Genomic DNA, 24,461 nt, shown 5'->3' with positions numbered 1-24,461 from the left:
AGACGCCAGATGAATAACGTTATTGCACAACAAATTGCCGATCAGGGCGGCGTCGAAGCCTGGCTGACCGCACAACAACATAAAAGCCTGCTGCGTTTTCTGACCTGCGGCAGCGTCGATGATGGTAAAAGCACGCTGATTGGTCGCCTGCTGCATGACACGCGGCAAATCTATGAAGACCAGCTCTCTTCACTGCAAACTGACAGCAAGCGTCACGGTACGCAGGGCGAGAAACTGGATCTGGCGCTGCTGGTAGATGGCCTGCAGGCCGAACGCGAGCAGGGCATTACTATCGACGTGGCGTACCGCTATTTCTCTACCGAAAAGCGTAAATTTATCATCGCTGACACGCCGGGACACGAGCAATATACCCGCAACATGGCCACCGGCGCGTCAACCTGCGATTTGGCCATTCTGCTGATCGATGCGCGTAAAGGCGTGCTGGATCAGACGCGTCGCCACAGCTTTATCTCAACGCTGCTGGGCATCAAGCATCTGATCGTGGCGATTAACAAGATGGATTTGGTGGAGTACAGCCAGGATCGCTTTGAGCAGATCAAACAGGATTATCTCGACTTTGCCGAGCAGCTGCCGGGCGATCTCGACATTCGCTTTGTGCCCATGTCCGCGCTGGAAGGCGATAACGTGGCTACGCAGAGCACCACCATGAATTGGTATAGCGGCCCAACACTGCTCGACGTGCTGGAAACGGTAGAAGTGAAGCGCATTGTTGAAGCACAGTCGATGCGCTTTCCGGTGCAGTACGTCAACCGTCCTAACCTCGATTTCCGCGGCTATGCCGGTACGCTGGCCTCGGGAACGGTGCGTGTCGGTCAGCGCGTGAAGGTGCTGCCATCGGGTGTGGAATCAAGCGTGGCGCGTATTGTCACCTTTGACGGTGATCTGCAGGAAGCGGCGGCGGGCGAGGCGATTACCCTGGTGCTGAACGATGAAGTCGATATCAGTCGTGGCGATCTGCTGGTGGATGCGGCAACGGCATTGAATGCGGTGCAGGCGGCCTCAGTGGATGTGGTGTGGATGGCGGAAAAAGCGCTGACGCCGGGCCAAAGTTTCGATATCAAGGTCGCAGGCAAGAAAGCACGCGCCCGGGTGGAAAGCATTTCCCATCAGGTTGAGATTAACTCGCTGGAGAAGCACGACGCCAGCAGCCTGCCGCTGAACGGCATCGGCCTGGTTAATCTCACCTTTGATGAGCCGATGGTGCTGGATCCTTATCAGCAAAACCCGGTAACCGGCGGCCTGATCTTTATCGATCGCCTGACCAATGTCACCGTGGGTGCGGGCATGATCCGTGAACCGCAGCAGGGCGGAGAGAGCAGCCATAGCGGCGAGTTCAGCGCTTTTGAGCTGGAGTTGAACGCGCTGGTGCGCCGTCATTTCCCGCACTGGAACGTACGCGATCTGCTGGGCGGCAACTGATGGCGCAGCATGACGAAAATGTTGTCTGGCATGCGCACCCGGTGACGCGCGACGCCCGTGAGCAGCAGCACGGGCACCGCGGCGTGGTGCTGTGGTTTACCGGGCTCTCGGGCTCGGGGAAATCCACCGTTGCCGGTGCGGTTGAAGAGGCGCTGCATCAGGCGGGCGTCAGCAGCTACCTGCTGGATGGCGATAACGTACGTCATGGCCTGTGCAGCGATCTTGGCTTCAGCGACGCCGATCGCAAAGAGAATATTCGTCGTGTCGGTGAAGTGGCAAAGCTGATGGTGGATGCCGGGCTGGTGGTGCTGACGGCGTTTATCTCGCCGCATCGGGCAGAGCGCCAGATGGTGCGTGACACGCTCGACGATGGCCAGTTTATTGAAGTGTTTGTCGATACGCCGTTGGCGATCTGCGAAGCGCGTGATCCCAAAGGGCTGTACAAAAAAGCGCGCGCTGGCGAGCTGCGTAATTTTACCGGCATCGATGCAGTTTATGAGGTGCCAGAGCAGGCAGATATTCATCTGGATGGCGAACAATTGGTAACAAAATTAGCCACACAAGTGTTAGATCTACTGCGAGACCGCGATATCATCCCATCCTGAGTCAGTCACGGCTCGCTTCCGTCTGGCGGGCCGTTACCAGCGTCTACAGGATACCTATGCAAAACATTACTCCCTTGTTGGCACGTAAAGAGGACCGCGAACCGGAAGACCCCGTATGGTCATTTCCCGGCGGCGTTATCGGCTTTGTATCCTACTGGTGTGCGCTGGCACTGCCTTTCCTGATCTACGGTTCTAATACGCTGTTTTTCTTCCTCTACACCTGGCCATTTTTTCTGGCGCTGTTGCCGGTATCGGTGCTGATCGGCATTGCGCTGAGCCTGATGCTGCGTGGCCGTCTGCTGTGGACGCTGCTCTCTACCGCTGTGGTGGTGGTGTGCCTGTTCTGGCTGCTGTTTACCTTTCTCTCTGGCTGGTAAGCGGTGGAAGCGATGTGGAAACGCGACCGCTGGTTACAAGATCTTTCGCCTCTTTTTACTTCCCCGCTGTGAAAGCCACTCTATTTCACCGTCGTAGTGGAGTCCTGTGTAAAGTTATGGGATGATTGGGCCGTTTTTCAGGGGGCGGTCATGGGAAAACTGACGCTGCTGTTACTTGCTCTACTTGGCTGGCTGCAATATTCGCTCTGGCTGGGCAAGAACGGCCTGCACGATTATACGCGCGTCAATGATGACGTTGCGGTTCAACAGGCGAATAACGCCAAACTTAAAGCGCGAAACGATCAGTTGTTTGCTGAAATCGACGATCTCAACGGCGGTTCGGAAGCCATTGAGGAGCGCGCACGTAACGAACTGGGCATGATTAAGCCCGGTGAGACTTTCTATCGTCTGGTGCCTGACCAGAATCGACGTAATGCGCAGCAATCAGCGCAAAGCCAACAACGCTAATGACCAACAACACCACCTTTCCTGATGTCATTGCCGTTGTTCCGGCAGCTGGCATCGGCAGCCGCATGCAAGCGGAACATCCTAAACAGTACCTGCGCATCGGCCAGCGTACGATCCTCGAACACAGTATTCATAGCCTGCTGGCAGTCCCCGCGGTGAAACAGATCATCGTGGCCATCAGCCCGCAGGATCACTGGTTTCCGCAGCTGCCGCTGGCGCAGGATCCGCGCATTATAGTGGTCACTGGCGGTTCAGAGCGCGCTGACTCGGTGCTGGCGGGCCTGCAGATGGCGGCCGGTTATCACTGGGTACTGGTGCATGACGCGGCGCGGCCCTGTCTGCATCAGGACGATCTGACGCGCCTGCTGGCGATTACCCATCACAGTAAAACCGGCGGCATTCTGGCCGCGCCGGTGCGTGACACCATGAAGCGCTCGGAGCCGGGTCAACCCGCAATTGCCCATACCGTGGAACGTAACGATCTGTGGCATGCGCTGACGCCGCAGCTGTTTCCGCTTGAGCTGCTGCGCAGCTGCCTGACGCGCGCACTGCAGGAAGGTGCCATCATCACCGATGAAGCCTCGGCGCTGGAATATTGTGGTTATCATCCGGAGCTGGTGGTCGGACGCAGTGACAATATCAAAGTCACGCGGCCGGAAGATTTGGCACTGGCGAATTTCTATCTGACAGAATTATCCAATAAGGAGAGCGCATGATGCGTATCGGACAGGGTTTTGATGTGCACGCTTTTGGTGGCGAAGGCCCGCTGGTTATTGGCGGCGTGCGCATTCCTTTTGAGCACGGTTTTATTGCGCACTCAGATGGCGATGTGGCGCTGCATGCGCTGACCGACGCGCTGCTGGGCGCCGCGGCGATGGGGGATATTGGCAAGCTTTTCCCCGATACCGATCCCGCTTTCAAAGGTGCTGACAGCCGCGGCCTGCTGCGTGAAGCCTGGCGACGTATTGCTGCAAAAGGCTATCGCCTGGGCAACGTCGATGTGACCATTATTGCGCAGGCGCCGAAAATGCTGCCGCACGTGCCGCAGATGCGCATCAACATTGCCGAAGATCTGGGCTGCCACATGGATGACGTCAATGTCAAAGCCACCACCACCGAGAAGCTGGGCTTCACCGGTCGTGGCGAAGGGATCGCCTGCGAGGCAGTGGCGCTGATTTTCAAGGCTGACGCATAATGAATATGGCGCAACTGGGCTGGCTGTACGGGCAACCTGCGGGCAGCGGCCAGCTTAAAACCAGCGCAGACGATTTCGTGGTGGTGGAAGACTTGGGCTATCAGCCGGACGGCGATGGCGAACAGCTGCTGGTGCGCCTGCGAAAAACCGGCTGCAATACCCGCTTTGTGGCGGATGCGCTGGCGAAATTTGTTGGTATTCATCCGCGTGATGTCAGCTTTGCTGGCATGAAAGATCGCCATGCCGTTACCGAACAGACCTTTTGCCTGCGCGTGCCGGGTAAAGAGATGCCGGTAATGAGCGGCTTTGTGCTGGAAGGCGTCGATATTTTGCAGGTCGATCGTCACCGCCGTAAAATTCGTACCGGTGCGCTGGCGGGAAACCGCTTTCGGCTGATGATTCGCCAGATTGGCGATCGCGCTGACGTTGAGTCCAGGTTAAAGCAGATTGAGCAGGCGGGTGTGCCCAACTATTTCGGTCCGCAGCGCTTTGGCCACGGCGGCAATAATGTGCTGATGGCGCAGCGCTGGGCGCGCAATGAGATTCAGGTGCGTGAACGTCCTAAACGCAGCTTTTACCTCTCGGCTGCCCGCAGCGCCATGTTCAATCAGGTCACCAGCGATCGGCTGCAGCAGCTCGGCCTGATGCAGGTAGTAAATGGCGATGCGTTGCAGCTTACCGGCCGCGGCAGCTGGTTTGTCGCACAGCAGGAAGAGCTGCCCGCGCTGCAACAGCGCGTAGAGCAACATGAGCTGCGCATTACCGCGCCGTTGCCTGGCAGCGGCAACGCCGGTACCACCGACAGCGCGCTGCTGTTTGAGCAGCAGTGTCTCGCTGCCGAAGGCGAATTGCTGGCGCTGTTGCAGCGCGAGAGGGTGGAAGCAGCGCGTCGCGCGATGCTGGTGGTGCCAGGCGATTTTCAGTGGCGCTGGTGGGACGATGCCACGCTGGAGTTGAGTTTCTGGCTACCGGCCGGCAGTTTTGCCACGGCGGTAGTACGCGAGCTGGTGAATGCCCCGGCGTCCGAGGTGGATGAGTAAACACCTGAGTTCGGTGGTCCTTTTTTCCGCAGGGCCACCGTCTGTCACAATGAATAGTCTAATTACGTCTACCACTTCCCGACGCCGCCCGCTAGAATGCCATTATCTTTACATTTCTGCTGTGACGAAATAAGCACACTAAATTGCTGCAAACACAACAGCTTGCTGTCTGTGTTGTCTGGCGATTAGGGTTAAGGTTGGAATTTGATGCGAATTTTGCTGAGCAATGATGATGGCATTCATGCACCGGGTATTCAGACACTGGCGAAAGCGCTGTCTGCGATTGCGGAGGTGCAAATCGTGGCGCCCGATCGCAATCGCAGTGGCGCATCCAATTCACTGACGCTGGAAACCGCACTGCGCACGTTCAGCTATCCGAATGGCGATATTGCTGTGCAAAACGGTACCCCAACCGACTGCGTGTTTTTAGGCGTGAATACGCTGATGCGCCCGCGGCCAGACATTGTGGTTTCGGGCATCAATGCCGGGCCTAACCTCGGCGATGATGTGATCTACTCCGGCACGGTGGCCGCCGCCATGGAAGGGCGCCATCTCGGCTTGCCAGCGTTGGCAGTATCTCTCAATGGCCATCAGCATTATGACACCGCCGCGGCGGTGACCTGCTCACTGTTAAAGGCGCTACAGCAAACGCCGCTGCGCACCGGGCGCATTCTAAACATCAACGTGCCGGATTTGCCGCTGGATCAGATTAAAGGCATTCGTGTTACCCGTTGTGGCAGCCGCCATCCCGCCGATCAGGTGATTCCACAGCAGGATCCGCGTGGCGAGACGCTTTACTGGATCGGCCCACCCGGCGCGCAGCAGGATGCGGGCCCCGACACCGACTTCGCTGCGGTTGATGAGGGCTATGTATCGGTAACCGCACTGCATGTTGATTTGACTGCGCACGGTGCTCAACAGGTGGTGGCTGACTGGCTGGATGTTGCCGGAGTCGACAAAAAATGGTGAGTAAACGCATCGAAACGCTGCTGACCCAGCTGCGCGCGCAGGGCATTCACGATGAGCGCCTGTTGCTGGCTATCGGTGATGTGCCGCGTGAGAAATTTGTTGATGAGGCGTTTGAGCACAAGGCCTGGGAAAATGTGGCGCTGCCGATCGGCTCCGGCCAGACCATTTCGCAGCCTTACATGGTAGCGAAAATGACCGAACTGCTGGAGCTGACGCCAACATCGCGCGTATTGGAGATTGGCACCGGCTCTGGCTACCAGACCGCCATTCTGGCGCATCTGGTCGAGCATGTCTGCTCAGTGGAGCGGATTAAGGGCTTACAATGGCAGGCGAAGCGTCGGCTCAAGCAGCTCGATCTGCATAATGTGTCCACGCGTCATGGTGACGGCTGGCAGGGCTGGGCGGCGCGCGGACCGTTTGATGCGATTATCGTTACCGCCGCACCGCCTGAAATTCCGCATGATTTAATGGCGCAACTCGATGATGGCGGCATTCTGGTGCTGCCGGTCGGTGAAGACCAGCAGGTACTGCAGCGTATTCGTCGCGCTGGCGATGAATTCCTGGCAGATATTATCGAACCCGTGCGCTTTGTCCCGCTGGTGAAGGGCGAACTGGCATAATCCTCTTCATTCTTATCGCCTAAAAGCATTTCTATACAACTGACTCATGGCACCCGTGGTGCGATATTGCTAGTATCTCTTCTTCTCATCTACCTGTTGTAGATTGAGCGCGCTGCACTTACCTTTCTCGCGGCGCTGAAACCGCATTCAATATCGTTTTGCTACACGGGGGATTAATGAGCACGGGAAGCCCACTATTTACTTTGCGCCGAATTGCGGCGGTTTCACTGATTGGATGTTGGTTGACGGGATGTTCTTCTGGTGACAATACCCAGGCTCCTATCAGCCAGGTTGGCGGTAACGGCGATAATGCCATGAGCGGCGGCGGCGCTTCTGCGCCAGTGCAGTCCAGCGGCGGCATGATGAACGGCACGGTGCCTGCGCAACCACGCAGCGGCATGATGACTAATTCTGCTCCGCGCAGCACGCCTGTGACTACCGCGCCACAGAACAGCAATATGTCCACGGATAATGGTCGTATTGTGTACAATCGCAGTTACCAGAATATTCCGAAAGGTAGCTACGGCAACAATACCTATACCGTTAAACACGGCGATACGCTGTTCTATATTGCCTGGATTACCGGCAATGATTACCGCGATCTGGCGCAGCGTAACAACCTGCCAACCCCCTATGCGCTGAGCGTCGGACAGACCTTGCAGGTCAGCAATGGCACCGGTCAGCCGATTACCGGAGGCAATACGGTAACCGCAGCAGATGCAACGCAAAATACCGTACCGGTTCAGCCGCAAAACAAACCAACAGCTGTTGCACAGCAACCCGTAATTACGTATTCTGAGGATTCAGGTAAATCAACTGGTGGCAGAATGTTGCCATCGTCAGGAACAAATGTTGCATCGACGACAGTTCCGGTTACCGCACCGCCAACGGTTAGCAGCACAACGAATAGTTCAACTCCAGTGGGAAGCTGGCGTTGGCCAACCGATGGCAAGATTATCGATAACTTCTCCTCCTCTGAAGGTGGAAACAAAGGTATCGATATCGCTGGCTCTCGTGGGCAGCCTGTTATCGCCACCGCCTCCGGACGTGTGGTGTATGCGGGCAACGCATTACGAGGCTACGGTAACTTAATCATCATTAAACATAACGACGATTACCTGAGTGCCTATGCTCATAACGACTCAATGCTGGTCCGGGAGCAACAGGATGTTAAAGCCGGTCAGAAGATTGCCACCATGGGCAGTACGGGCACAAGTTCAGTAAGATTACATTTTGAAATTCGTTACAAGGGGAAATCCGTAAACCCGTTGCGATATTTACCGCAGCGATAATCCGGCAGAGCCATGATGTTTTGCCTTTGGATCACGGGTAGGAGCCGCTTATGAACCAGAATACGCTGAAAGTTAACCAGTCACATGAAGATGCGGAATTCGACGAGAACGGAGCTGAGATTTTTGATGAGAAGGCTCTTGTCGAAAACGAACCTGGTGATAACGATGTAGCTGAAGAAGAGTTGCTATCACAGGGTGCGACACAACGTGTTCTCGACGCAACTCAGCTTTATCTCGGAGAGATCGGCTATTCTCCGCTTCTGACGGCAGAGGAAGAGGTTTTCTTTGCCCGACGCGCACTTCGTGGCGACGTGCCATCACGCCGTCGCATGATTGAGAGTAACTTACGCCTGGTAGTGAAGATTGCCCGCCGTTACAGCAATCGTGGTCTGGCACTGCTTGACCTGATTGAAGAAGGTAACCTGGGTTTAATCCGCGCCGTTGAGAAGTTTGACCCGGAAAGAGGGTTCCGTTTCTCGACTTACGCTACCTGGTGGATTCGTCAGACGATTGAACGGGCGATCATGAATCAAACCCGTACCATCCGCCTGCCGATTCATATTGTTAAAGAACTGAACGTTTATCTGCGTACTGCGCGTGAGCTTTCGCACAAGCTTGATCATGAGCCAAGTGCCGAAGAGATCGCGGAGCAGCTGGATAAACCGGTTGAGGATGTCAGCCGTATGCTGCGTCTCAACGAACGTATTACTTCGGTAGACACGCCGCTGGGTGGTGACTCAGAGAAAGCGCTGCTGGATATTCTGGCCGATGAGAAAGACAACGGTCCGGAAGACACCACGCAGGACGATGACATGAAACAGAGCATCGTTAAGTGGCTGTTTGAACTGAACGCTAAGCAGCGCGAAGTTCTGGCACGTCGTTTTGGTCTGCTGGGCTATGAAGCTGCCACGTTAGAAGATGTTGGTCGCGAAATCGGCCTGACCCGCGAGCGCGTTCGTCAGATTCAGGTTGAAGGTCTGCGCCGTCTGCGTGAGATTCTTCAGGCACAGGGTCTGAGCATTGAAGCGCTGTTCCGCGAGTAATCGTTTACATTTCTTTAAATAACACAAAGAGCGGTGGCTGATGCCTCCGCTTTTTTTATGGCTGCTGCACGGACTTTTAACCGACGTTTGCCCCTTTCGGAACTTCTTTTCACTTCAACATGCCCAGTCATTTTTCTCCTTCTGGCGCTATCTGGCACTAATCAACGCTTTTCAGACTTTATTGACACTCTGCAAAAATGCCGCACAACACCACATGATCTTCACATTATTGCCGTTCATTTAATTCTGCTGGCAATGATGCCAACGTTTTTAATTCCACTCTGTGACATTTTCATCTGCGCTTAGCGCTGACTGATTTCAGCCAGCTACACATCGCAATGAAAAGGGAAACGCAGATGAGACATCAACTCAACGCGATCCTTTGCATAACCTGCTTATGGGGATCGACTTATGAATGTAATTAAAGAAAATCGGGCATCCGGGCAGTCACGGGTTATTTTCGGCATGCCGATATCCCTGTTTTGGGGCTATGTGGCTATCGCCATATTTATGACCGGTGATGGCATCGAACTGGCTTATCTGTCGCGTTATCTGTTTGACGCCGGATACGGTGAAAAAGAGATCTCCCTGGTTTTCACGCTTTATGCGCTGACTGCAGCCATTTCAAGCTGGCTTTCGGGCGGCATCAGCGAAATATACGGCCCTAAAAAGATCATGTTAATTGGGGTGGTGAGTTGGATCGTCTTACATACCACCTTTGTCCAGTTCGGCATTACCGGAAATAATTACCTGCTGATTCTGCTGAGCTACAGTCTGCGTGGCTTTGCCTATCCGCTCTTCTTTTACGGTTTTTATGTACTGGTTGTGCAGCAAACGCCAGCACATCGACTCGCCTCGGCAACGGGTTGGATCTGGTCAATGTTTACCATCGGATATGGCATTACCGCCTCTTTCCTGTCGGGAATTACCGTACCGCTGTATGGTTATATCAATACGCTGTGGCTCTCATTAGCCTTTGCTGCGGTTGGCGGCATTATCGTTTTCTTTTGCGTCAAGGCTCCGGCGCAGGATACGGAAAAGCCACTGACTTTGCCGCCGCGCCAAAAATTCGGTGAGATAAGTAAAGGCATCACGCTTATTTTTGAAGATGTCAGCATTTCACTGGCGTTGATTATGCGCATTCTCTGCAACGTCACGCTTTTTGGCTTTCCCATCTTTATGCCGATTTTATTTACCAAAGAAGCAGGCTATACCTCAGAGCAATGGGCATGGATTTGGGGAATTTTCTTTCTTGTGCAACCGGTGACCAACGTGCTGTGGGGAATTATTGGTGACCGCATAGGCTGGATTTATCAGATGCGCTGGTTTGGCTTTTTTGGTAGTGCCATTACCACGACTGCTTTCTGTTTTCTGCCGCTGTTCTTCCCGGGCAACATGCTGGTCGCCACGTTCTGCGCGCTGCTGCTGGCACTGACGCTCACCTCTTTTGTGCCGATGGGCGCCATCTTTCCGATGCTCGCACCGAAACATAAAGGTGCTGCGGTTTCCGTACAAAATCTGGGCGGTGGATTGGGCAATTTGATTGGGCCTGCTATTGCCACCTTTATGTTCAGCCTTTCGTTCAGTATGCAGAGCGTCGTTATCGCATTCTCACTTTTATATCTCTTTGGCGGAGTGTTGACGTTTTTTATTCGCGATCCACAGCCTGCAGCCAAAGAAGAACATGCCCGAGCGTCAGCGGAATACCACTCTGAAGCACCATGAGCCGGGTTTAACGATTTAAACACAGTATAAGGAATGACCATGTCAGCCTCTCTATTTTCTTTAAAAGGGCAGGTCGCCGTAATTACCGGCGCTGCATCAGGTATTGGTTACGCAATTGCCACACAGCTAAGCGCTGCCGGTGCGCAGGTTGCAATGGTGGACCGCGCAGACAACGTAGAGCAATGTGCTGCTGAAATTGGCGCAGGTGCGCGCGGGTATCGGTTTGATCTACAGGAGCTGGATAAGATAGATAATTTGATTTCTACCATCATCGATGATTATGGTCAGATTGATATTCTGGTTAACAACGCTGGCATCGGTATTCTGGAGCCGATGGGTGAGGTCACGCAGCCAAGTTGGGATGCGACATTGTTGATAAATCTCACCGCGCCATTTTTCCTTGCTCAGCGCTGCGGCCATGATATGAAAACACGCCAGTATGGACGAATTATTAATATTGCCTCACAAGCCAGCGTTATCGCCCTTGAAAATCATGCGGCATATTGCACCAGTAAGGCTGGTGTCGTGGCATTTACCAAAGTGATTGCTGCGGAGTGGGGGCCGTTTGGGATTACCGCGAATGCTATTTCACCCACCGTGGTGGAGACAGAATTAGGTAAGCGTTACTGGCATGGTGAACGTGCGGCTGAGATGAAACGAAAAATCCCTGGCCGACGATTTGCTTCAACTGACGAAATTGCCGCTGCCGTGCTGTATCTCAGCAGTGGCGCAGCGGGCATCATTAATGGTGAGAACCTGATTGTCGATGGTGGCTATTCAATCATTTAAACGCCCTGTGTAATGCAGAACCGGAAAGGCATCCGGGGCTGTTACGCTGCTGAAAGGCTGTCTGCGCATAGCTTTAGTCACTATGCGCAGACGTCAAATCAGACCAGCGACTTAAGACGATAAATCCACTCCAGCGCCTGTCGCGGCGATAACGTATCGGGATCGAGCGCCTCCAAAGCCTCAACAGCAGGTGAAGTCTCTTCTGCCAACAACGGTAGCTGCGGGCCATCAGCAGCGGTAGCACCAGCATGCACAGAGAGCGTCTCCAGCTCTTTAAGCTTTTGTCTGGCCCGCTTGATCACCTCTTTTGGTACGCCTGCCAGCGCGGCAACGGCGAGGCCGTAACTCTTGCTGGCGGCGCCTTCCTGCACGCTGTGCATGAAGGCGATGGTGTCACCGTGCTCTACCGCATCAAGATGAACATTAGCAACGCCTTCCATAATTTCAGGCAGGGTAGTTAGCTCAAAATAGTGAGTAGCGAACAGCGTCATGGCCTTGATGCGATTTGCCAGGTTTTCAGCACAGGCCCAGGCTAATGACAGCCCGTCATAGGTGGACGTTCCACGGCCGACCTCATCCATCAGCACCAAACTGTTTTCTGTCGCATTGTGCAGAATATTAGCGGTCTCGGTCATCTCAACCATAAACGTCGAGCGACCAGACGCTAAATCGTCCGCCGCGCCAACGCGGGTAAAAATGCGATCAACAGGACCAATTTCAACTTTTTCAGCCGGGACAAAGCTGCCGATGTAAGCCATCAGCGTGATTAACGCCGTTTGGCGCATGTAGGTGCTTTTACCGCCCATGTTAGGGCCGGTAATCACCAGCATACGTCGCTGCGGTGAAAGCTTAACCGGGTTAGCGATAAAGGGGTCTTTGGTTACCTGCTCTACAACGGGATGACGACCGTTAGTAATGGTAATACCGGCTTTTTCGCTTAATACCGGACGACAGTAGTTAAGCGTCCACGCGCGTTCGGCAAGGTTAGCCAGCACGTCAAGCTCGGCCAACGCCGCCGCGCTGAGCTGCAATGCTTCGAGGTGCGGTAACAACAGATCGAACAGCTCATCGTATAACGCTTTTTCCAGCGACAGCGCTTTGCCTTTCGAGGTAAGAACTTTATCCTCATGCTCTTTTAGTTCAGGGATAATGTAGCGCTCGGCATTTTTCAGCGTCTGTCTGCGCATGTAATGCATAGGGACAAGATGACTCTGGCCGCGGCTAACCTGAATGTAATAGCCGTGAATGGCATTGAAGCCCACTTTCAGGCTATCAAGCCCCAGCTTTTCCCGCTCGCGGATCTCAAGCTGATCAAGGTAATCCGTTGCGCCATCGGCCAGCGCACGCCATTCATCCAGTTCGGCATTATAGCCCGGCGCAATCACACCGCCGTCACGAATCAGCACCGGTGGGGATTCAATAATGGCGCGCTCAAGCAGCGTTCTCAGTTCAACAAATTCGCCCATCTGCTGTTTTAGCTGCTGGAGGTGTTCAGATTCTACACTTTCAAGCTGCTGATTCAGTTCAGGAAGCTGCTGAAAAGCGTGACGCATACGTGCCAGATCGCGTGGCCGAGCCGTACGCAGAGCCAGACGAGCGAGAATGCGTTCCAGGTCGCCCACCTGGCGCAAAACCGGCTGCAGTTCGCCTGCTTTGTCCTGCAACTGCTCAATGCTTTCCTGACGGTGGGTAATTACCCGGCTTTCACGTACTGGCATATGCAGCCAGCGCTTCAGCATGCGGCTTCCCATTGGCGTAACGGTTTTATCAAGTATCGACGCCAGGGTATTTTCAATGCCGCCAGCAAGGTTTTGGGTGATTTCAAGATTACGGCGCGTTGCCGCATCCATAATAATGCCGTCCTGTTCACGCTCCATGGTTAATGAGCGAATATGCGGCAGAGACGTTCGTTGCGTATCTTTGACATACTGCAGCAGACAGCCCGCCGCGCGCAGTGCAAGATGGGCCTGCTCAACGCCAAAACCACTTAAATCGCGGGTGCCAAACTGCATATTCAGCTGCTGGCGCGCGGTATCAATTTCAAATTCCCACAGCGGTCGACGCCGTAACCCACGGCGGTTTTCCACCAGCTCTTTAGCCGGAAAATCTTCCGGGTAGAGCAATTCAGCCGGATTGGTCCGCTGCAGTTCAGCAGCCATGGTATCGAGATCGGAAGGCTCACACAGACGAAAGCGCCCGGAGCTGATATCCAGCGTGGCATAGCCAAAGCCGCGCTGGCTTTGAAAAATGGCCGCCAGCAAATTATCCTGGCGCTCCTGTAGCAGCGCTTCATCGCTGATGGTGCCGGGCGTAACGATGCGCACAACTTTGCGCTCAACTGGACCTTTGCTCAGTGCCGGATCGCCAATTTGCTCACAAATGGCCACCGATTCGCCTAAGTGCACCAGCTTAGCGAGATAGTTCTCGACCGCATGATAGGGCACGCCAGCCATCGGTATCGGCTCACCAGCGGAGGCACCACGTTTGGTCAGCGATATTTCCAGCAGTTGCGAAGCACGTTTGGCATCGTCATAAAACAGTTCGTAAAAATCACCCATGCGATAGAACAAAAGGATGTCCGGATGGGCGGCTTTCAGCCGCAGATACTGCTGCATCATCGGCGTGTGGGTGCTGAAGTCCGTTTGATTTGTTGCTGTCATACTGATTTTACTCAACGTTGATTCTTCCCGGTACGGCAAATGGATACGCAGCGGCTGCGTAGCGTAATAGGCGATGTTAACACTTTGCCCGAACGGCTTCACCCGTCGATAAAGATGTGACCATAGCAGAGGGAAATGACGCGGACTTAACGATATTTGTACCTCTGATACGGCGCTGCGGCAGGCCTCGCAAAAGCGGTTCGAATGGAAACGTAAATTTAAGGCTGGCGGGTGGATTAGCACTATAAGTCACTGCCTTGAAAGATTAACATGGTGCTAAATTTCACCGCTAAACAGATGGGTTCTTAATGCGTTTCAAGGTTGCTTTACTTTCTCTTACTGTCTTACTCGCCGCTTGTAGCAGCCATTCAAAAAATCAAAAACAGGCCGATCAGGAAGGAAAAGCGCCGGCACCAAAAGGCGGTTTTTTGCTTGATCGCGAGCACAACGTACAGCCACTGTTTGGGGATTTTGCCGGTAATCCTGCAGCCGATCGCTTTGTCGATATGATGGTGCAAAAGCACGGCTTCGATCGCGCTCAACTACAGGCGGTGATTGGCCAGGCGAAAAAGCTGGATTATGTTTTGCGCCTGATGGATCGACAGGCACCATCCTATACGCCGCCAACCGGGCCTAACGGCGCCTGGATTCGCTACCGCAACAAGTTTATTACGCCGGATAATGTGCCGAATGGCGTGGCGTTCTGGAATCAATATCAGGATGCGCTGGAACGTGCACGTCAGCAATATGGCGTGCCGCCGGAAATCATCGTTGGCATTATTGGCGTGGAAACACGCTGGGGCCGGGTGATGGGCAAAACGCGCCTTCTGGATGCGCTGGCAACGCTCTCTTTCAGCTATCCTCGCCGCGCAGAATATTTCAGCAGCGAACTGGAAACTTTCCTGTTAATGGCACGCAGTGAGCAGGACGATCCGCTGGATCTGCGCGGCTCTTATGCTGGCGCAATGGGATACGGCCAGTTTATGCCATCTTCCTTCAAACAATATGCCGTCGATTTCAACAACGATGGTCATATCAATCTGTGGGATCCGGTCGATGCGATAGGCAGCGTTGCTAACTACTTTAAAGCACACGGCTGGGTGGCGGGCGGTGGCGTTGCGGTGCCAGCGAGCGGACAGGCGCCCGCGCTGGAAAACGGCTTTAAAACCCGTTATACCCCGGCGATGCTGCAGGCTGCCGGGCTGGTGCCGCAAGGCTCGCTGGAAGGTAATCAACAGGTCAGCCTGTTACGTCTGGATGTAGGCACCAGCTATCAATACTGGTATGGCCTGCCTAATTTCTACGTGATTACTCGCTATAACCACAGCACCCATTACGCCATGGCGGTTTGGCAACTGGGCGAGGCGGTAGGCAAAGCGCGAAGTAACAATCCGTTTTAACGCTGTCCTTAGTAAAGGTAAGGTTATAAGATGGGCGCCGTTTTGAGGCGCTCTCTTTTTTTGTCTTTATCAGGAGTCTTTTATGTCTTTACCTCCGTGCCCACAATGCCAGTCAGAATATAGCTGGCAGGATGGCGATAACCTTAACTGTCCTGAGTGTGGGCATATCTGGTCGCCAGGCGACGCGTCGGCAAACGAGGACGCGCTGGTCGTCCGTGACGCTAATGGCAATTTGTTAGCTGATGGTGATGCTGTGACCGTCGTGAAAGATTTAAAAGTTAAAGGCAGCTCGTCGACACTGAAAATTGGTACGCGCGTAAAAAGCATTCGGCTGGTTGAAGGCGACCACAATATCGATTGCAAAATCGATGGCTTCGGGCCGATGAAGCTCAAATCTGAATTCGTGAAAAAAGGCTGAGTGTTGCCTGTCCGTATTGTTGTAAAAAACAATGCGACAACCTGGCGCTGCCTGTCGGCGCTGAGTTGCCTACCAGGATTGCATGGCGTTGGATATGTTGCCGACACGCAATGTCACTGCGATTTTAACCGATTATCAATGAATTAAATCACCAAGCTGCTAATTTTTAGCTGAAGCTACATCATTGATACAGTCTCATTTGCATGCCACGTCCGCTAATAACGACGCAATAAAATTATCTAAGCCACCAATACTTCTCAATGTCACTCATCAATAGTGCGTAGCCGATATTCATCGCCGCCATATAATATGCCGCTATTGAAGCGTCACTTTCTGGCTGTTCAATAGTCTGATTAGATATGACATGCCATCAGCAAAATCGTTGATGCCAGTGAAGCCATACTGAGTAGCTACAGCGAGAGCATGATGAAAGGTAACAGGCAAACTCCGGACTAGTGTCGCCGTCCACGATAATAAAAGCCGTTGATGAGGGACAAAATGCGGCACTGCTATTGCGGCATCATCGCCGTTGAATGATGCGTAACAGGTAAGCGTAGTCTGTGGTTGATACCAGTAGATGCCGTAAAGTTTAATGACTTTCCATCACGTTGGCAGGACACACGCAGCACCAGATGTTAAGGCTGTATTCGCGCGGTAAACTTACTGATGTAATGTCAGCCTCAGGGCCTCATTTCGATGCAGTATGGCGGCCAGACAATACGCCAGACCGGGCAATTCAGCTTGGCAAATGGCGTGACAGACCTCAGAGACGTTGTAAGCGAGGCGAGCTACTACGCGATAATATTGCCGGGTGATGTTCAAGTTATCAGCGACGACCGATGCTCAGTTTGGCGTTCAGTAAGAAGGTGCCACGCTGCTCTTTTTTGCCGTTGGTCTATTGCGTTCATATTTAGTTAACTCAGAGGTGGCCGATGAAAAGTGACTGGGATCCTTCGCTGTACCGTCAGTTTGAAAATGAGCGTACTCGCCCGGCGCATGAGCTACTTACTCGCATCACACTCGAACGGCCGAACCATATTACCGATCTCGGTTGTGGTCCCGGCAACAGTACGGCGTTGTTGGCTCAAAAATGGCCTGCAGCCAAAGTGGTTGGGCTGGATAATTCACCTGCCATGCTGGAACAGGCGGTACAACGATTACCGCAGTGCGCATTTGAACTGGCTAATATCAGCACATGGCGGGCCCGCCAGCCCCAGGACCTGATTTATGCCAACGCTTCTCTTCAATGGCTGACCCAACATGAACAGCTAATGCCGCACCTGCTGGCACAGCTAGCTCCAGGCGGCGTGCTGGCTATTCAAATGCCAGACAATCTTCAGGAACCTTCTCATCGTGCGATGCGCGACGTGGCCGGGTTACCTCAATTCAGCGATAAAATTGGCGATGCAACCAGCGTGCGGGCTGAGCTATTAAGCACTGAGGGTTACTACGATCTGTTAACCACCAACGAAGCGACCGCCGATATCTGGCGTACGACCTATTACCATGTCATGCCATCGGTAGATGCTATTATTGACTGGTTGAGAGCCACCGGGCTGAGACCCTTTCTGGCACCGTTGTCAGCGCAAGAACAAGCGCAGTTTTTGTCGCTTTATCGCCGTGAGCTGACACAACATTATCCGCTACGTGCCAATGGCACCGTATTATTGGCTTTTCCACGTCTCTTTTTAGTGGCTACCCGCGGCGGCTGACTCTGGAAAGCGTGTCACAACACTGGCAATTTGCAGTGAGAGGGATTATCCCAGGGCTTAATTTGTTGATAAGGTTAGCGCGCTAAAGGAGAGGGCGATGATTTCAGATAGGGTATTAAGCGAGTTAAGCGAGCAGACAGGCAAAGAATTGTTGAGGCTTCAACGGCAGGTCACGGCCGCTGAATCCTGCACTGGCGGCTGGATAGCCAAGGTCTTCACCGATATCTCCGGCAGTTCGGCGTGGTTTGAACGCGGCTTTGTGACCTACAGCAATGAAGCAAAACAGCAAATGTTAGGGGTCAGTGCCGCATCGCTGAACACCTTCGGCGCCGTAAGCGAAGCGGTTGTTCGTGAAATGGCCAGCGGTGCGCTTGCCGCAGCTCACGCTGACTACGCTATATCAGTCAGTGGCATCGCGGGGCCAGATGGCGGCACGCAGGAAAAACCGGTGGGCACAGTCTGGTTTGGCTTTGCCAGCGCAGCAGGAGAAGTCGCTGCGATAAGCCAGCATTTTCAGGGGGATAGAGACGCGGTACGCCGTCAGTCGGTCGCATTTTCCCTTAATTACCTGCTGAATGAATTTCTTAAAAATAGCGCTTGATACTGTATGATTATACAGTATAATTATTGCCAACAGAGACAGAGCGAAGCATCGTTGAGTATGCTTTATCCCGCATGATTAGGAGTAAAAATGGCTATTGACGAAAACAAACAAAAGGCTTTGGCTGCAGCACTGGGTCAGATTGAAAAGCAATTTGGCAAAGGCTCCATCATGCGTCTGGGTGAAGACCGTTCGATGGATGTGGAAACCATTTCCACAGGTTCGCTTTCACTCGACATCGCTTTAGGTGCCGGTGGCCTGCCAATGGGGCGTATCGTTGAGATTTATGGCCCGGAATCATCAGGTAAAACCACATTAACTCTGCAGGTGATTGCTTCCGCGCAGCGCAAGGGCAAAACCTGTGCATTTATCGATGCTGAACACGCCCTTGATCCGATCTATGCCAAAAATCTGGGCGTGGATATCGACAACCTGCTGTGTTCTCAGCCAGATACGGGCGAGCAGGCACTGGAAATTTGTGATGCACTGGCACGCTCAGGCGCTGTTGATGTCATCATTATTGACTCCGTTGCTGCCCTGACGCCAAAAGCTGAGATTGAAGGTGAAATCGGCGACTCTCACATGGGCCTTGCGGCACGTATGATGAGCCAGGCCATGCGTAAGCTGGCCGGTAACCTGAAACAGTCGAACACGCTGCTGATCTTCATCAACCAGATTCGTATGAAAATCGGTGTAATGTTTGGTAACCCGGAAACCACCACCGGTGGTAACGCGCTGAAGTTCTATGCTTCTGTTCGTCTGGACATCCGTCGTATTGGTGCCATTAAAGAAGGCGACAACGTGGTGGGTAGCGAAACACGCGTTAAAGTGGTTAAAAACAAAATTGCTGCGCCGTTTAAGCAGGCTGAATTCCAGATCATGTACGGCGAAGGTATCAATACCTTTGGCGAGCTGGTGGACCTTGGCGTGAAGCATAAGCTGATCGAAAAAGCGGGTGCATGGTACAGCTACAATGGCGATAAAATTGGGCAGGGTAAGGCGAATTCCAGCAATTTCCTTAAAGAAAACCCAGCCGTTGCCAATGAGATTGAAGCGAAACTGCGTGACATGCTGCTGAACAACCCAACCGCAGGTGCTGCTGAGAAAGTCAGCAATGAGCCAGCAGATGCAACCAGCGACAGCGAAGAAGATTTTTAATTAAGTGAAAGGAGCAGCCTGGCTGCTCCTTGTTCACGATACTTTCTGAGCGTATTCTTTATTTTTCTGCTCATTGACGGCTGCCAGGCCCGATTATAACTTCCCACTTAGTTGTCTCCTTAAACGTCCTTACTCTTCCCGTTTTATCCCGGCACAATCTGCCACAGAACCCACAGCAGAGCGCACTTCGGCTAAAAGCATAGCGTTTTGCTACCCTTGTAATTTACAACCGGTATCGGACACATATGACTGACTCAACCCCAGCCCCTGCATCGCGCAATCAATTCTCTCGCCTGCTGGATAAGGTGACCCGTATCCTGGCGCAGCGCGATCACAGCGAAGCAGAAGTGCGACGAAAGATTGCTTTATCTGTTCAGCGTGCTGCCTTTTTAAAAGAAGCGGCGCCTGAGCCTATTGATGAAGATGCACTTGAGAAGGTTATCCTCTGGTGTCATGAGCATGACTGGCTGAACGATGCGCGCTTTGCTCAGCGATTTATTGCCAGCCGAAGCCGCAAAGGTTATGGCCCTCAACGCATTCGCATGGAACTGACCCAAAAGGGCATAAATCGCGAGCAGTCTGAACAGGCATTTGAAGCCTGCGAAATTGACTGGGCAACTCAAGCTTATGATATTGCAGAACGTAAATTTGGCCTGCCGTTTCCTGTGGAATGGAAGGAGAAAGCCAAAGTGCAGCGATTTTTACAGGCTCGCGGCTTTTTTAGCGAGGATATCCAGGCGGTTTTCAGAAATTTCGATGAGTGAAGGCAATGGGGTTTTACTTCCCCCTGAAGAATATTTATCTTATTCCCACTTTGTTGGTCTTTTGGCATGCAACAGTGACAAAAAGCTACGTTGCTCAAGAGATAAAACGTTCGTTAGCGTAATTCCAGGATATTTATGAGCAAGAGCACTGCTGAGATACGCCAAGCGTTTCTCGACTTTTTTCACAGTAAGGGACACCAGGTTGTAGCCAGCAGCTCCCTTGTCCCTAATAACGATCCGACGTTGTTATTTACCAATGCCGGTATGAACCAGTTCAAGGATGTTTTTCTTGGGCAGGACAAGCGCAACTACTCGCGCGCGACCACGTCGCAGCGCTGCGTGCGTGCCGGCGGCAAACATAATGATTTAGAAAATGTTGGCTATACCGCGCGTCATCACACTTTCTTTGAAATGCTGGGCAACTTCAGCTTCGGCGATTACTTCAAGCAGGAAGCGATCGCTTTCGCATGGGAACTCCTGACAGGCGATGAGTGGTTTCGTCTGCCAAAAGAGCGTCTGTGGGTAACCGTTTATGAAACGGATGATGAAGCCTTTGAAATCTGGGAAAAAGAGATCGGTATTCCCCGCGAACGCATCATCCGTATCGGCGATAACAAAGGCAGCGCTTACGCTTCTGATAACTTCTGGCAAATGGGTGATACTGGCCCTTGCGGTCCCTGCACTGAAATTTTCTACGATCATGGCGATCATATCTGGGGCGGACCGCCGGGCAGCGCTAAAGAAGATGGCGATCGTTACATTGAGATCTGGAATATCGTCTTCATGCAGTTCAATCGCCAGCCTGATGGCACGATGTTACCGTTGCCCAAACCTTCGGTAGATACCGGTATGGGCCTGGAGCGTATTACCGCCGTGCTGCAGCACGTCAACTCCAACTACGAAATTGATCTGTTCCAGCAGCTCATTAAAGCGGTGGCAGACGTGACCGGCGCAACCGATCTGAGTAATAAATCGCTGCGGGTCATTGCCGACCATATTCGTTCCTGTGCTTTCCTGATTGCTGACGGCGTTGTTCCCTCTAATGAGAACCGTGGCTATGTGCTGCGCCGCATCGTGCGCCGTGCAGTACGTCATGGCAACATGCTGGGCGCTCAGGGTACCTTCTTCTATAAGCTGGTTGCACCGCTTATCGCCGTGATGGGCGCCGCTGGGGATGAATTACAACGCCAGCAGTCTCAGGTTGAGCAAATCCTTAAATCTGAAGAAGAGCAGTTTGCCAAAACCCTCGAGCGTGGCCTGGCGCTACTGGACGAAGAGTTGGCCAAGCTTCAGGGTGACACGCTTGATGGTGAAACCGTTTTCCGCCTGTACGACACCTTTGGTTTCCCTGCGGATTTGACGGCGGATGTTTGCCGCGAACGAAATCTAAAAATTGACGAAGCGGGCTTTGAGCAGGCGATGGAGCAGCAGCGTCAGCGGGCACGTCAGGCCAGCGGTTTTGGTACTGATTACAGCAATGTTATTCAGATCGATCGCGCTTCAGCGTTCAAAGGTTATGACAATCTGGCGCTGGACGCCGAGATCGCCGCTATCTTTATCAATGGCGAATCGGTCAATGAGATTTCTGCCGGTCAGGAAGGCGTTATCGTGCTGGATGAAACGCCTTTCTATGGCGAGTCTGGCGGCCAGGTAGGGGATACCGGCGTGCTGAAAAGCGCTAACGCAGAGTTTCACGTTGCCGATACGCAGAAGTATGGCCAGGCAATTGGTCACAGTGGCAAGCTCGCTTCAGGCCACCTGCGCGTTGGCCAGCATATCGCCGCGGAAGTAGACGAAAATCGCCGCGCCCGTATTCGTCTGAATCATTCTGCAACACATTTACTGCATGCTGCTTTACGCCAGGTGTTGGGCACGCATGTTGCGCAGAAAGGCTCACTGGTTAACGATAAATACTTGCGCTTTGATTTCTCGCATTCAGAAGCGATGAAAGCGGATGAAATTCGTCGTGTTGAAGATATCGTCAATGCACAAATTCGCCGCAACTTCCCGATCGAAACCAACATTATGGATTTAGAGGACGCGAAGGCTAACGGTGCCATGGCGCTGTTTGGTGAGAAGTACGATCAGCGGGTACGCGTTTTATCGATGGGCGATTTCTCCACCGAACTCTGTGGCGGTACGCATGCTTCACGCACCGGCGATATCGGTCTGGTGAGGATTACCTCAGAATCTGGCACTGCGGCTGGCGTACGCCGTATTGAAGCCGTTACCGGCGAAGCGGCTCTGGCTGAGGTACATGCGCAGAGCGAGCAGCTGCAGGAGATTGCTCAGTTGGTAAAAGCCAACAGCAGCAACTTGAATGAGAAGGTACGCGGCGTGGTTGAGCACATCAAAGTGCTTGAGAAGACGCTGCAACAGCTGAAAGACCAACAGGCTGCGCAAGAGAGTGCATCGATCAGCAGCCAGGCCATTGACGTAAAAGGCACTAAGCTGCTGGTTAGTCAGTTGAACGATGTTGATCCTAAGCTGCTACGTACCATGGTTGATGATTTAAAAAATCAGCTGGGATCAGCCATTATCGTTTTGGCAACGGTTGCCGATAACAAAGTTGCGCTGATTGCCGGTGTCACCAAAGACTTAACCGACCGTGTGAAAGCCGGTGAGCTGATTGGCGCCGTTGCGCAGCAGGTAGGCGGTAAAGGCGGTGGTCGACCGGATATGGCGCAGGCAGGGGGCAGCGACGTTCAGGCTCTTCCAGCGGCATTAGCTGGCGTCGAGAGTTGGGTATCAGCGAAGTTATAATGCGATAAAAAATGCTCGGTTAAAAAGCGCCTGCGGCTATTGCTCAGGCGCTTTTTAATACGATATGCAGAGTCAATGACAAAGTCAGGCTGATGTAGTGTATTTCGGCTAAACTAACTATCAGCGGAATGTATTGGCGCGACGAAGAGCTGTATTGTATTTGTCTTAGTCTACGTTTAGCGTTATATGATGGATAATGCCGGGAGTCCAAACAGACCCGACTCTTTTAATCTTTCAAGGAGCAAAGAATGCTTATTCTAACTCGTCGAGTTGGTGAAACCCTCATGATCGGTGATGAGGTGACTGTAACGGTGCTGGGGGTTAAAGGTAACCAGGTTCGCATTGGTGTTAATGCGCCGAAAGAAGTATCGGTTCACCGTGAAGAGATATATCAGCGCATTCAGGCTGAGAAAACTCAGCAAACAAGTTTCTAACGGATTCAGCGTCTCGCTCGCCGTAGCGAGGCGCTACCGCTTTGCCTGAATTTCCACTTTCCCCGCTTTTTCACTGTTCTTTATTTTCACTCGCCGACCCTTGCTTGATGTTGATAAATCATTCTTTTTGCCGTCAAATTGCACTGATTGAGTGGTAAGTGTTCAATCAAACAATCCCTTTGAAAAATTGTTTGACTTATAAGTGCGGGAAAGTAATATGTGCGCCACGCAGTGCCGATGAGCGGAAACAAAGTTCAAAAGCACAGTTCGTCAGAACGCGTATGGTGAGGTGGCCGAGAGGCTGAAGGCGCTCCCCTGCTAAGGGAGTATGCGGTCAAAAGCTGCATCGAGGGTTCGAATCCCTCCCTCACCGCCATTTCTGATGCATCCGTAGCTCAGCTGGATAGAGTACTCGGCTACGAACCGAGCGGTCGGAGGTTCGAATCCTCCCGGATGCACCACTCTAAAGTAGCATTTAGAAAAGTAGTAAAAGGTGAGTTTTTAGCACCCTGCGTTATACAAGAATTATCACTGCATCCGTAGCTCAGCTGGATAGAGTACTCGGCTACGAACCGAGCGGTCGGAGGTTCGAATCCTCCCGGATGCACCATGATAATTTCCGCAAGTTGAGTGTTCTCTTCTGGCAGTATTTCCTCAGGCAGTGACAGTTCTCCCCAAGTGAAGATTTTACAATGCATCCGTAGCTCAGCTGGATAGAGTACTCGGCTACGAACCGAGCGGTCGGAGGTTCGAATCCTCCCGGATGCACCATCTTTTCTTTCTCGTTTTATCCCCCTCAGTGCCATTCTGGCAAAAATCATTATTCCGGTTTGCATTATCAAAGCTGCACGAGCGCTTAACCTTTTGCATGTTGTTTTGCATCTTCACAGCCACTCTCAATCCGCAAAATTTCGTCTTTTCAGGCCGTTATCGGCTTCAGAGCACGATCACCTTTTTCTGAATTATAAAATTCCTAATACTTTCAAAG

At 52.8% G+C, this 24,461-nt stretch carries 22 protein-coding genes and 4 tRNA genes; 25 read left to right on the top strand and 1 reads right to left on the bottom strand.

Annotated elements, in window-relative coordinates:
• The first annotated feature begins 9 nt into the window (after positions 1–9).
• The 13 genes from cysN (at position 10) to EM595_RS13820 (ending at position 11,563) form a co-directional block, all read left to right on the top strand.
• Entirely contained in the window at positions 10–1,440 is a 1,431-nt protein-coding gene (gene cysN, locus EM595_RS13880) for a sulfate adenylyltransferase subunit CysN (RefSeq protein WP_067433212.1), read from the top strand.
• Positions 1,440–2,045 (top strand): adenylyl-sulfate kinase, encoded by a 606-nt coding sequence (gene cysC, locus EM595_RS13875; protein WP_067433211.1) that lies wholly within the window; start codon positions 1,440–1,442, stop codon positions 2,043–2,045. Before cysN ends, cysC begins: the two co-directional genes overlap by 1 nt.
• Positions 2,046–2,101: 56 nt before the next feature.
• Positions 2,102–2,422 (top strand): DUF3561 family protein, encoded by a 321-nt coding sequence (locus EM595_RS13870; protein ID WP_067433208.1) that lies wholly within the window; start codon positions 2,102–2,104, stop codon positions 2,420–2,422.
• Between the two features lie 150 nt (positions 2,423–2,572).
• On the top strand, positions 2,573–2,890 hold the full coding sequence (gene ftsB, locus EM595_RS13865) for a cell division protein FtsB (protein ID WP_067433205.1): 318 nt from the start codon (positions 2,573–2,575) through the stop codon (positions 2,888–2,890).
• Positions 2,890–3,606, top strand: a complete 717-nt coding sequence (gene ispD / locus EM595_RS13860; RefSeq protein ID WP_067433202.1) for a 2-C-methyl-D-erythritol 4-phosphate cytidylyltransferase — start codon at positions 2,890–2,892, stop codon at positions 3,604–3,606. The genes ftsB and ispD overlap by 1 nt, the downstream gene beginning before the upstream one ends.
• Positions 3,606–4,085: a 2-C-methyl-D-erythritol 2,4-cyclodiphosphate synthase gene (gene ispF / locus EM595_RS13855; RefSeq protein WP_067435491.1), complete on the top strand. Its 480-nt coding sequence runs from the start codon at positions 3,606–3,608 to the stop codon at positions 4,083–4,085. The genes ispD and ispF overlap by 1 nt, the downstream gene beginning before the upstream one ends.
• A complete protein-coding gene (truD, locus tag EM595_RS13850; protein WP_067433199.1) occupies positions 4,085–5,125 on the top strand; it encodes a tRNA pseudouridine(13) synthase TruD in 1,041 nt (346 codons plus the stop codon). The genes ispF and truD overlap by 1 nt, the downstream gene beginning before the upstream one ends.
• Positions 5,126–5,332: 207 nt before the next feature.
• A complete protein-coding gene (gene surE / locus EM595_RS13845; RefSeq protein WP_067433197.1) occupies positions 5,333–6,094 on the top strand; it encodes a 5'/3'-nucleotidase SurE in 762 nt (253 codons plus the stop codon).
• Positions 6,088–6,714: a protein-L-isoaspartate(D-aspartate) O-methyltransferase gene (locus tag EM595_RS13840; protein ID WP_067433195.1), complete on the top strand. Its 627-nt coding sequence runs from the start codon at positions 6,088–6,090 to the stop codon at positions 6,712–6,714. Before surE ends, EM595_RS13840 begins: the two co-directional genes overlap by 7 nt.
• A 176-nt stretch (positions 6,715–6,890) precedes the next feature.
• On the top strand, positions 6,891–8,006 hold the full coding sequence (gene nlpD, locus EM595_RS13835) for a murein hydrolase activator NlpD (protein ID WP_067433194.1): 1,116 nt from the start codon (positions 6,891–6,893) through the stop codon (positions 8,004–8,006).
• Between the two features lie 50 nt (positions 8,007–8,056).
• Entirely contained in the window at positions 8,057–9,049 is a 993-nt protein-coding gene (rpoS, locus tag EM595_RS13830; protein WP_067433193.1) for an RNA polymerase sigma factor RpoS, read from the top strand.
• A 411-nt stretch (positions 9,050–9,460) separates the two neighbouring features.
• Positions 9,461–10,774, top strand: coding sequence for an MFS transporter (locus EM595_RS13825; RefSeq protein ID WP_067433190.1), 1,314 nt, complete (start codon positions 9,461–9,463; stop codon positions 10,772–10,774).
• A 39-nt stretch (positions 10,775–10,813) separates the two neighbouring features.
• Positions 10,814–11,563, top strand: a complete 750-nt coding sequence (locus EM595_RS13820; protein WP_067433187.1) for a GolD/DthD family dehydrogenase — start codon at positions 10,814–10,816, stop codon at positions 11,561–11,563.
• A 98-nt stretch (positions 11,564–11,661) separates the two neighbouring features.
• On the opposite strand, the gene mutS is transcribed toward EM595_RS13820, so the two are convergent.
• Entirely contained in the window at positions 11,662–14,223 is a 2,562-nt protein-coding gene (mutS, locus tag EM595_RS13815; RefSeq protein ID WP_067433185.1) for a DNA mismatch repair protein MutS, read from the bottom strand.
• Positions 14,224–14,531: 308 nt separating this feature from the next.
• Here mutS and mltB point away from each other — a divergent pair, with 308 nt between their 5' ends.
• From mltB to EM595_RS13755, 12 genes are all read left to right on the top strand, one after another.
• Entirely contained in the window at positions 14,532–15,623 is a 1,092-nt protein-coding gene (gene mltB / locus EM595_RS13810) for a lytic murein transglycosylase B (protein ID WP_067433182.1), read from the top strand.
• A gap of 82 nt (positions 15,624–15,705) precedes the next feature.
• On the top strand, positions 15,706–16,041 hold the full coding sequence (locus EM595_RS13805; RefSeq protein WP_067433179.1) for a zinc ribbon domain-containing protein YjdM: 336 nt from the start codon (positions 15,706–15,708) through the stop codon (positions 16,039–16,041).
• A 932-nt stretch (positions 16,042–16,973) separates the two neighbouring features.
• Positions 16,974–17,753 (top strand): trans-aconitate 2-methyltransferase, encoded by a 780-nt coding sequence (tam, locus tag EM595_RS13800; protein WP_067433171.1) that lies wholly within the window; start codon positions 16,974–16,976, stop codon positions 17,751–17,753.
• A gap of 97 nt (positions 17,754–17,850) precedes the next feature.
• A complete protein-coding gene (gene pncC / locus EM595_RS13795) occupies positions 17,851–18,354 on the top strand; it encodes a nicotinamide-nucleotide amidase (protein ID WP_222938628.1) in 504 nt (167 codons plus the stop codon).
• Between the two features lie 90 nt (positions 18,355–18,444).
• Entirely contained in the window at positions 18,445–19,512 is a 1,068-nt protein-coding gene (gene recA / locus EM595_RS13790) for a recombinase RecA (protein WP_067433168.1), read from the top strand.
• A gap of 245 nt (positions 19,513–19,757) precedes the next feature.
• Entirely contained in the window at positions 19,758–20,276 is a 519-nt protein-coding gene (locus tag EM595_RS13785; RefSeq protein ID WP_067433165.1) for a regulatory protein RecX, read from the top strand.
• Positions 20,277–20,411: 135 nt separating this feature from the next.
• On the top strand, positions 20,412–23,039 hold the full coding sequence (alaS, locus tag EM595_RS13780; RefSeq protein ID WP_067433162.1) for an alanine--tRNA ligase: 2,628 nt from the start codon (positions 20,412–20,414) through the stop codon (positions 23,037–23,039).
• A 248-nt stretch (positions 23,040–23,287) separates the two neighbouring features.
• Positions 23,288–23,473: a carbon storage regulator CsrA gene (gene csrA / locus EM595_RS13775; protein ID WP_067433158.1), complete on the top strand. Its 186-nt coding sequence runs from the start codon at positions 23,288–23,290 to the stop codon at positions 23,471–23,473.
• A 283-nt stretch (positions 23,474–23,756) separates the two neighbouring features.
• A tRNA-Ser gene (locus EM595_RS13770) sits at positions 23,757–23,849 on the top strand.
• Positions 23,850–23,857: 8 nt separating this feature from the next.
• Positions 23,858–23,934: transfer RNA gene (locus EM595_RS13765), tRNA-Arg, on the top strand.
• Between the two features lie 72 nt (positions 23,935–24,006).
• Positions 24,007–24,083 (top strand) — tRNA-Arg (locus EM595_RS13760).
• A gap of 84 nt (positions 24,084–24,167) precedes the next feature.
• Positions 24,168–24,244: transfer RNA gene (locus EM595_RS13755), tRNA-Arg, on the top strand.
• The last annotated feature ends 217 nt before the right edge of the window (positions 24,245–24,461 follow it).

Origin of the sequence: Duffyella gerundensis (assembly GCF_001517405.1) — a bacterium.
In the GTDB taxonomy this organism is placed as follows: Bacteria; Pseudomonadota; Gammaproteobacteria; order Enterobacterales; family Enterobacteriaceae; genus Duffyella; species Duffyella gerundensis.
This window is presented reverse-complemented; position numbering and strand designations above follow the sequence as displayed.

Bases quoted from the DNA above. Each gene is read 5' to 3' on its own strand.
- cysN (WP_067433212.1), top strand. From the start codon at position 10: ATGAATAACGTTATTGCACAACAAATTGCCGATCAGGGCGGCGTCGAA.
- cysC (WP_067433211.1), top strand. From the start codon at position 1,440: ATGGCGCAGCATGACGAAAATGTTGTCTGGCATGCGCACCCGGTGACG.
- EM595_RS13870 (WP_067433208.1), top strand. From the start codon at position 2,102: ATGCAAAACATTACTCCCTTGTTGGCACGTAAAGAGGACCGCGAACCG.
- ftsB (WP_067433205.1), top strand. From the start codon at position 2,573: ATGGGAAAACTGACGCTGCTGTTACTTGCTCTACTTGGCTGGCTGCAA.
- ispD (WP_067433202.1), top strand. From the start codon at position 2,890: ATGACCAACAACACCACCTTTCCTGATGTCATTGCCGTTGTTCCGGCA.
- ispF (WP_067435491.1), top strand. From the start codon at position 3,606: ATGCGTATCGGACAGGGTTTTGATGTGCACGCTTTTGGTGGCGAAGGC.
- truD (WP_067433199.1), top strand. From the start codon at position 4,085: ATGAATATGGCGCAACTGGGCTGGCTGTACGGGCAACCTGCGGGCAGC.
- surE (WP_067433197.1), top strand. From the start codon at position 5,333: ATGCGAATTTTGCTGAGCAATGATGATGGCATTCATGCACCGGGTATT.
- EM595_RS13840 (WP_067433195.1), top strand. From the start codon at position 6,088: ATGGTGAGTAAACGCATCGAAACGCTGCTGACCCAGCTGCGCGCGCAG.
- nlpD (WP_067433194.1), top strand. From the start codon at position 6,891: ATGAGCACGGGAAGCCCACTATTTACTTTGCGCCGAATTGCGGCGGTT.
- rpoS (WP_067433193.1), top strand. From the start codon at position 8,057: ATGAACCAGAATACGCTGAAAGTTAACCAGTCACATGAAGATGCGGAA.
- EM595_RS13825 (WP_067433190.1), top strand. From the start codon at position 9,461: ATGAATGTAATTAAAGAAAATCGGGCATCCGGGCAGTCACGGGTTATT.
- EM595_RS13820 (WP_067433187.1), top strand. From the start codon at position 10,814: ATGTCAGCCTCTCTATTTTCTTTAAAAGGGCAGGTCGCCGTAATTACC.
- mutS (WP_067433185.1), bottom strand. From the start codon at position 14,223: ATGACAGCAACAAATCAAACGGACTTCAGCACCCACACGCCGATGATG.
- mltB (WP_067433182.1), top strand. From the start codon at position 14,532: ATGCGTTTCAAGGTTGCTTTACTTTCTCTTACTGTCTTACTCGCCGCT.
- EM595_RS13805 (WP_067433179.1), top strand. From the start codon at position 15,706: ATGTCTTTACCTCCGTGCCCACAATGCCAGTCAGAATATAGCTGGCAG.
- tam (WP_067433171.1), top strand. From the start codon at position 16,974: ATGAAAAGTGACTGGGATCCTTCGCTGTACCGTCAGTTTGAAAATGAG.
- pncC (WP_222938628.1), top strand. From the start codon at position 17,851: ATGATTTCAGATAGGGTATTAAGCGAGTTAAGCGAGCAGACAGGCAAA.
- recA (WP_067433168.1), top strand. From the start codon at position 18,445: ATGGCTATTGACGAAAACAAACAAAAGGCTTTGGCTGCAGCACTGGGT.
- EM595_RS13785 (WP_067433165.1), top strand. From the start codon at position 19,758: ATGACTGACTCAACCCCAGCCCCTGCATCGCGCAATCAATTCTCTCGC.
- alaS (WP_067433162.1), top strand. From the start codon at position 20,412: ATGAGCAAGAGCACTGCTGAGATACGCCAAGCGTTTCTCGACTTTTTT.
- csrA (WP_067433158.1), top strand. From the start codon at position 23,288: ATGCTTATTCTAACTCGTCGAGTTGGTGAAACCCTCATGATCGGTGAT.